This is a genomic window from Nocardioides dubius (assembly GCF_039528155.1).
GTDB classification, from domain to species: Bacteria; Actinomycetota; Actinomycetes; order Propionibacteriales; family Nocardioidaceae; genus Nocardioides; species Nocardioides dubius.
The window spans coordinates 381,934-389,325 of sequence record NZ_BAAALG010000002.1; the positions used below are offsets into that span (position 1 = coordinate 381,934).

At 71.5% G+C, this 7,392-nt stretch carries 7 protein-coding genes; all 7 read right to left on the bottom strand.

The window, feature by feature from the left end; genetic code table 11:
• Window positions 1-12: 12 nt before the first annotated feature.
• Window positions 13-1,107, bottom strand: coding sequence for a DNA polymerase IV (locus ABD151_RS03645; protein WP_343991436.1), 1,095 nt, complete (start codon window positions 1,105-1,107; stop codon window positions 13-15).
• On the bottom strand, window positions 1,104-2,798 hold the full coding sequence (locus tag ABD151_RS03650) for an alpha/beta fold hydrolase (RefSeq protein ID WP_343991438.1): 1,695 nt from the start codon (window positions 2,796-2,798) through the stop codon (window positions 1,104-1,106). The genes ABD151_RS03645 and ABD151_RS03650 overlap by 4 nt, the downstream gene beginning before the upstream one ends.
• Window positions 2,795-3,478: an isochorismatase family protein gene (locus ABD151_RS03655; RefSeq protein WP_343991440.1), complete on the bottom strand. Its 684-nt coding sequence runs from the start codon at window positions 3,476-3,478 to the stop codon at window positions 2,795-2,797. The genes ABD151_RS03650 and ABD151_RS03655 overlap by 4 nt, the downstream gene beginning before the upstream one ends.
• Entirely contained in the window at window positions 3,475-3,792 is a 318-nt protein-coding gene (locus ABD151_RS03660; protein WP_343991442.1) for a Dabb family protein, read from the bottom strand. Before ABD151_RS03660 ends, ABD151_RS03655 begins: the two co-directional genes overlap by 4 nt.
• A 1-nt stretch (window position 3,793) precedes the next feature.
• Entirely contained in the window at window positions 3,794-4,561 is a 768-nt protein-coding gene (locus tag ABD151_RS03665; RefSeq protein WP_343991444.1) for a maleate cis-trans isomerase family protein, read from the bottom strand.
• A 31-nt stretch (window positions 4,562-4,592) separates the two neighbouring features.
• Entirely contained in the window at window positions 4,593-6,737 is a 2,145-nt protein-coding gene (locus ABD151_RS03670; RefSeq protein ID WP_343991446.1) for an FAD-dependent monooxygenase, read from the bottom strand.
• Window positions 6,730-7,392: carbon-nitrogen hydrolase family protein (locus ABD151_RS03675; RefSeq protein WP_343991448.1), on the bottom strand; the 663-nt coding region annotated here is incomplete at its 5' end. The genes ABD151_RS03675 and ABD151_RS03670, both read right to left, overlap by 8 nt.

Below are 7,392 nucleotides of genomic sequence, written 5' to 3' on the forward strand. Positions count from 1 at the left end.
GGTCACATTGAGCTAGGGGTCGACCATCTCCAGGCGGACGCCGAGCAGGCGGACCGGGGCCCGCCGCTCGATCCGGTCGAGCAGGGCGACGGCCTCGTCCGCCAACAGCTCCGGGTCGTTGCTGGGCGCCGGCAGCCGGTGCACCCGGGTCAACGTCACGAACGGCCGCAGCCGCACCTTGATCTGCACCCGTTGGCACGGCCGGCCCTCACGGTCGATGTCGGCCACCACCCGCCGGGTGATCCGTCGCAGCGCGGCCTCGACGTCGGCCCAGTCCTCCAGGTCCTGCTGGAAGGTCTCCTCGCGGCCGTGCGCCCGCGGCACCCACGGCGTCGCGTCGACGGCACCGGTGTCGACGCCGGACGCGAGCCTGCGCAGCCAGGGGCCGGTGCTCGGGCCGAACGCCGCCGCCAGCCCGGCCGGATCGGCATCTGCCAGCTGCCGCACGGTCTCGATGCCGAGCGCCGCCAGCCGTCCCGACGTCTTGGATCCAATGCCCCACAACGCCTGCGTGCCACGCTCCCCCAGCTGGGCGAACCAGGAGTCGTGCGCGATCACGTGCACGCCGGGCTCCGGCTTGCCGAAATCGGTGGCGATCTTCGCCTGCACCTTGTTGTTGCCGATCCCCACCGAGCAGCGCAGCTCCGAGGCCGCCAGCACCTCCGCGCGCAGGTGCTCCGCCAGCCCGAGCGGGTCCAGGATCGGCGCCCCCTCACGCCGCGGCGATGCCGGGTCCACCGGCTCGTCGGTGAGCGCCACGAACGCCTCGTCCCAGCCCAACACCTCGACGACGGTGCCGCGCCCCTCCCAGCGCGCATCGCGCAACGCACCCATCACCCGTGCGGAGGCCGCCTCGTAGATCGGGAAGTCGACCGGCAGGAAGACGGCGTCGGGGCACTTGCGCAGCGCCACCCGCAAGGGCATCCCGGACCGGACGCCGAACGCGCGCGCCTCGTAGGACGCCGTGGAGACCACGCCCCGCTCGGTCGGGTCTCCCCTGCCGCCCACCACCACCGGGCGGCCGGCCAGCTCGGGGCGGCGCAGCATCTCGACCGCGGCCAGGAACTGGTCGAGGTCCACATGGAGCACCCAGCGCTCGGAGGTCATCGCCTCCGACTATGCCCGACCGCGGCCACGAAGTCGCGCCAGTGCGCCGCCACGGCGTCTGGTCGCTCCTGGTGGGCGAAGGCGCCCGCGCCGTCGACCACGACCACTCGCAGGTCCCTCAGCGCGTCGAGGGCGACGTCCTCGAAGCGCCGATAGGGCCCGTCTGCTCCGTTCAGAACCAGGGTCGGGGCAACGATCAGCGGCAGCAGGTGGGCGACGCCGCCGATGGCGACGCCACGCTCGCTGGACCGCACCCAGGCGCCGGCAGCGGCACGTGATGCGTCCAGGTCGGCGAGCACGTGCGCCGGCGCGGCGCCCGCTCGTGAGCTACCACCGGGCAGCGGCATCCACCCTGGGCCGAACCGGCTCCGCGCCGCGCGTTCGCCCTCGAGGAGTCGCCGAGAGGTCCACGCCTCGCCCAGCGCGGCCCCGGCCAGCGTCAGGGTAGTCACCCGGTCGGGAGCGAAGGTCGCAAGATGAGCGGCCACCACCCCGCCCAGGGAGGCGCCGACCAGATGACACGCGCCGATGCCCTCGGCGTCGAGAAGGTCGAGGACCGCCCGTGCGCTGTCGGCCGGCCGCTGCAGGAACGGCGCCGGCAACTCATGCGCGGAGCCGTGGCCGGGCAGGTCGAGCGCCAGCACCCGTCGGCCGCCGCCCAGCGCATCGATCATCGCCTGCCACTCAGCGGCCCAGCCACCGAGCTTGTGCAGCAGCACCACCGGCTCGGGGTCGCCCGACGACACAGCCTCCCGGCGCTTACCCACCTCCACCTCTCGGCGCTCGCTCACCTCCACGCGCGCAGGTGCACCCGCGCCAGCGCGACGCCAGGCCTGCGTCGACTCGTCACGGAGTCCGCGCCACGCCTCCGTCCGGCGCCGGGCGTCCGCGCCGAGCACCGGCGCCAGCGCCTCGACCTCGACGGGGTGCAGGGAACCGTCGGCCAGCGCCTGGTCGGCCAGGGCGCCGATCCGCACAGCGCTCAGCAGGAGGTGATGCCCGGAGCGGACCACGCCATCGGTGTCAGCGAGGCCGAGCACCTTTGGCTCGACGCAGACCAAGGCATCTGGCGAGCAGTCCGCGCTCGCGGCGCCCGGATCCCCCAGCCGCGCCTGGCAGATCACCGCCACGCCCGTCTGATCGGGAGCCGCAGCGAAGGCAACCGCAGTCGGTGCGTCGACGGGCACGTCGATCCCGATCAGGTACGCAGCGACCAGCCGCTGCGTGACCTCCTGGTTATCGGCGAACTCGCCCAGCAGCGCGCGGACGTGCCGCGCACCCTGACTGTGCCCGCCGAGCACCAGCGGCCGCCCCGATCCCGAGCTCACCGCGAGGTACTCCACGAACGCGGCCGCCACGTCGTCATAGGCGAGCTCGTACGGCAGCTCGCCCAACTCGGCGCGCGCATGGAACGCCGCGACGCCGGCCTGGCGGTAGCGGGGTGCCCATACCCGGCCCCCGAACGCCGCGACCTGCGACCTGACCACCCGGTCGACGGCGATCTGGGCGTCAGGTACGGCGGCGTCTCCGAACCAGGCCGAGCGCTCGGTGGTCGGGTGCACCCAGAACAGGTCGGCGTCGTCGTGCTCGACCAGCGTTCCCCGCAGCGCCCACCCCGATTCGGCGGCGGGGTCCGGCGTCTCGAGACCGCCGAACAGCTCGCGGATTCTGGAGGGGGTGGGCAGGGTCACCGGCCGCCGTCCACGCCGATCTGCCGCAGGTAGTCGGTGGCTTGGGCCAAACCGACGACCTCGCCGATCTTCGCGGCGATGTCGCGCAGGTTGGACTGATGGGGCTCGTCATGGCGGTCGCCGACCGCGTCGCGCACCACCAACGGCACGAAGCCGCTCTGCAGGGCGTCGAGCGCGGTCGCCCGGATGCAGCCTGAGGTCGACCAGCCGGCGATCAGCAGTGTGTCCACGCCACGGGCGGCGAGCGAGGCGGCCAGCGAGGTGCCGGCGAAGGCGCTGGGATAGTGCTTGGTGATCACGCTCTCCCCCGCTCTCGGCTCGAGCCCGTCGACGAACTCCGCCAGGGGGTTGCCCGTCACGAAGCAGCGCAGAGCAGGAACCTTGCGGAAGAAGAGGCCACCCAGCGCGCCGTCGGCGTCGTCGTAGAGCACCCGGGTGAGGTAGATCGGGACGCCGGCCGCGGCCGCCGCCTCCCGCAGCTCGATCATCGCGGAAGCCGACGACTCGACGGCGGCATACAACGGCGACGCGGGGTCTAGATAGGCCCGCGCGGGGTCGACCAGTATCAAGGCCGGGCGGGTGCCAGGCTCGAGGCTGCCCCCGAACCCGGCACTCGCGTAGTCCTCAGCCAGGGTGGCACCGCGCAGCGGCTCCCCGACACCGCGCAGCGGCTCGTTCACGCCTCGCTCCGCCGGACGGCGGCGTCGTCATACTGCACGAACGCCTTGCCCGCCAGCACCGGTCCGATCCGCTCCTTGACCACGGCCACGTGCGCCGGGTTGGTGCGGTAGGCCTCCCACGACGGCTGGGCGTCGAAGCGCATGTGGAAGCGCAGCGCGGCGTTGCCCTCGCTCAAGCCGGCGTCCGGCACGACCTCGGCCGAGACCAGGCCGTCGATCTGGCCCGGCAGCGCCAGCAGCCCGGCGGCGATCGCCTCGAGCTGCTCGGGCGTCGTCTCCGGCACCAGGTTCAGGTGTCCGACGTGGTTGAACATCTCAGTGCTCCTCGAGGAGGCGGCCGTAGCCGGAGATCTTGTCGTCGATGCCGTTGGCGCGGAACGCGTGCCAGGCGGTGGCGACGTTGATCGCGATGACGGGCTTGCCGAGCTCCTTCTCAAGCGCCGCGGCGGTGGCAACACACTCGAGGTTGGTGCCGCACTGGATCAGCGCGTCGACATCGTCTGCGTCGACGGAGAGGAAGGCATCACGCAGCTTCTCCGGCGACTCGGTGGCGATCGAGGTCGCCGACTCCGAGCAGAGGCCCTTGATCGCCGCGACGTCGAAGCCGAGCTCGGTGAAGTAGGCGAGGACCTGCTCGTCGCCCACCGGCGGATACGGGGTGACGATGCCGATCCGCTTGGCACCGAAGGCCTTCAGCGCCTCCCCCGCGGCAGTGGCCCCGGTGGTGACCTCACGGCCGGTCAGGTCACGGACGCCCTGCTCGAACTCGGCGTTGCCGGCGACCCCGCCCCAGAAGGTCTCTGCGCTCATTCCCATCACGATGTAGTCGGGCTCCGCGGTCATCACGATCTCCAGCGCGGAGGGCATCGAGGCGTTCAGGCCCTCGCGGAAGGCGCCGAACGCGTCCGCGGAGTCGAGTGCGGGAGCCTCGATCATGATCCGCCCGGTGTGCCAGGAGCAGTCCTGGGGCCGCAGGTCGTGCAGTTCGCGCTCCACGGAGGTGTTGGTGGAGGGCAGGACCAGAGCGAACTTGGTGCCCTTGCTCTCCTGCGCCGTGATCACGGCGCCGGTGCCGACTGGCATGGTGTTTCTCCTCAGGCTCTAGAAGTGGTGGTCAGTCGCCGGCGACGAGCCGGTCGGCTCGCGCCAGCTGGGCGTCTTGGCCCATAACCGCTGTGAAGGCGCCCCAGTCAGCGGTGCCCTTGCCGGAGTCGCCGGCCTCACGCAGCCTTCCGTACATGCCCTGGACCGCCTCGGCGGCGGCCAGGAGCGCGGAGACGGGATGGAAGAGCAGCCCGACGCCGGCCTCACGCGCCAGCTCGATCGGCGGCAGGTCGGAGGGGTCCCCTGCCTCGGAGAGGTTGACCGCGAGCGGAACCCCACCGACGACCGAGCGCAGCGCGGTGAGCCGTTCCAGGCTGGTGACGCCCTCGGCGAAGATCAGGTCGGCCCCTGCTGCCGCGTAGGCACGCGCACGTTCCAGGACGGCGTCGAAGCCGTCGACCGACAGCGCGTCGGTGCGCGCGATCACCAGCAGCGAGCTGCGCTCCGCGATGGCGGTCTTGATCTTCGCGACCATCTCGGCGGTGTCGACGAGCTCCTTGCCGGCCAGGTGGCCACAGCGCTTGGGCAGCACCTGGTCCTCGAACTGGACCGCGGCTGCGCCCGCCTGCTCGAATCGGCGCACCGCCTCGCCCACTTGGAGGACGCCGCCGTAGCCGGTGTCGCCGTCCACGATCGCCGGCAGCGAGGTGGTCGCGGTGACTCGGCGGACCTGCTCCGCCATCTCGGCAAGACCCAGGTAGCCGAGATCCGGCTGGCCCAGGACTGCTGCGGAGACCGCGGAGCCTGCCACGTAGACGGCCTCGAAGCCGGAGCGCTCCACGAGAGCCGCGCTCACGCCGTCGTAGGCCCCGGCGGCGGTGACCGGCCCAGCGGCCAGCAATGCCGAGAGCCGCTGGCCGGCGGTGCGCGCCGGCGCACGGACCGCGTGCAGCTCACGCTTGATCCGGCCACGAGTGATCCGCAACGAGGTCAGCATCGCGGCGCGTCGTTGGTGCTCGCGCTTGTCGAGCTCGTCACGGTCGAGTTGGGACAGCAGGCTCTCCCGCTGGGCGCGGGCGGAGCCGTCCTCCTCGCGCATGCTGTCGTAGTTCTTCTGCGCGGAGGCCTGGACGTGGTTGATCGCCGCATCGCGCCGCAGGTCGGAGTAGAGACGCCCGGCGTGGGTGGCGTCGACGCCGTCGGCGAGCACCGCGTGAATGCACTCGGCAGCCGCCCACGCGTCGTGGATGCCGCTGTTCATGCCCATCCCGCCGAGCGGGTTGTTGACGTGCGCGGAGTCGCCGGCGAGCAGGACCTGCCCGACAGCGAAGGTCGCCGCGGCGCGCATGTTCACTGCATACACATTGGCGTGCACGATCTCGTAGGGCTCGGGCTGAGCAGCGAAGCGCTGCATCCGCTCTTCCATCCGGGCCGGCGCCATGGCCTGTTCGTCGGTCTCGTCGTCACGTACGGGCAGTAGTGCACGCCAGTGCTTCGGGGTGCGCAGCAGGACGCCCCACTCCTCCGGGTCGGAGATGTAGGAGACGTAGGCCAGGTCGGGAAAGTCGTCGCGGAACTCGTGGGTGGTCGAGATGACCAGGAACCGCTCGTCGTAGGTGGTCCCCTCGAAGGCGATGCCGAGCGACTTGCGCACCGGTGAGGCGGCACCGTCTGCGGCGATCAGCCAGCGCGCGAGCACCGGGTGGTCCCGGTCGCCACCCTCGAGGTGGATCCGCACGTGCCGGTCTGCGACCTCCACTCGGGCGACGGGACTGTCGAAGCGCAGCGTCACGTTGGGCAGCTGCTCGAGGCGCCGGCGAATGATCTGGGTCAGATTGTTCTGCTCGCTCTGCAGCCGGTAGGGGTAGGCGGTCTCCCCCGCGAGCAGCGACATGTCCATCTGCGAGAGCACTCGCTTGTCGGCGCCGTCGCGGTACTGGTAGATCGGCGCCTTCAGCCCTACCTCGTGCAGCGCCTCGACTACGCCGAGCTCCTCGAGCAGCTCGAGGCTCGAGGGGTGGAAGGTCGACGCCCTGGCCTCCTCGGAGAGATCGCTGAGCTTCTCGAATACGACGACATCGTGCCCGAGCTGCGCGAGCTTCAGTGCGGCGAACATGCCGACCGGCCCCATCCCGGAGACCGCGACGGTGTGCATGGCCTCGAAGTCGGGCCGGTCGCGACGAGCGAGCAGGGTGGCGACGTCGGGCTCAGCCACGCGCGGTCTCCTCGACCGGCTTGACGAGGTCGGCGTAGAGACCGGGCTGACGGGTGCCGACCGGGTCGAGGTGGTGACCCATCATCTTGTTGTGCGACTCGCGCAGGTCGAGGGTCGCGAAGAGCTGCTCCTCGAACCCGTGGCGGGTCCACTGAGCAGACGGATAGCGCATGAGAGCGACCGGCTGACCCGGGATGAAGAGATCGGCGCGCACGATCTGGCTGCCGATCGGGGCCGGACTGTCGAGGCGGTTGACCGAGAGCAGGTGTACCCGGTTCTCCTCGGTGCGCTCGGTGGCGGCGCACTCGGCCGCCTCGCGCCGGTCCCAGTTCGCAGGGTGCGCGATCAGCTCCGCACCGCGCAGGGTCAACAGGCGGGAGACCTCCGGGAGCCATACCTCGTTGCCGATCATGATGCCGATCGCGCCGATCTCGGTCTGTGCCACGGGGAGTTCGTCGCCCGCCGTCGCCCAGGCGGCCTCTGCCGTGTCGAGGTGCGTCTTGCGGTAGGTGAGTCGCACCTCGCCGCTGCCGTCGATCAGCCAGGCGGCGGAGTGGAAGCCGGCGTCGGTTCGCTCGACCAGGTTCGCCACCAACCAGAAGTCGTTCTCGGCGCAGGCGGCCCGCAACTGTGCGAGCACCTTCTCGGAGTAGTC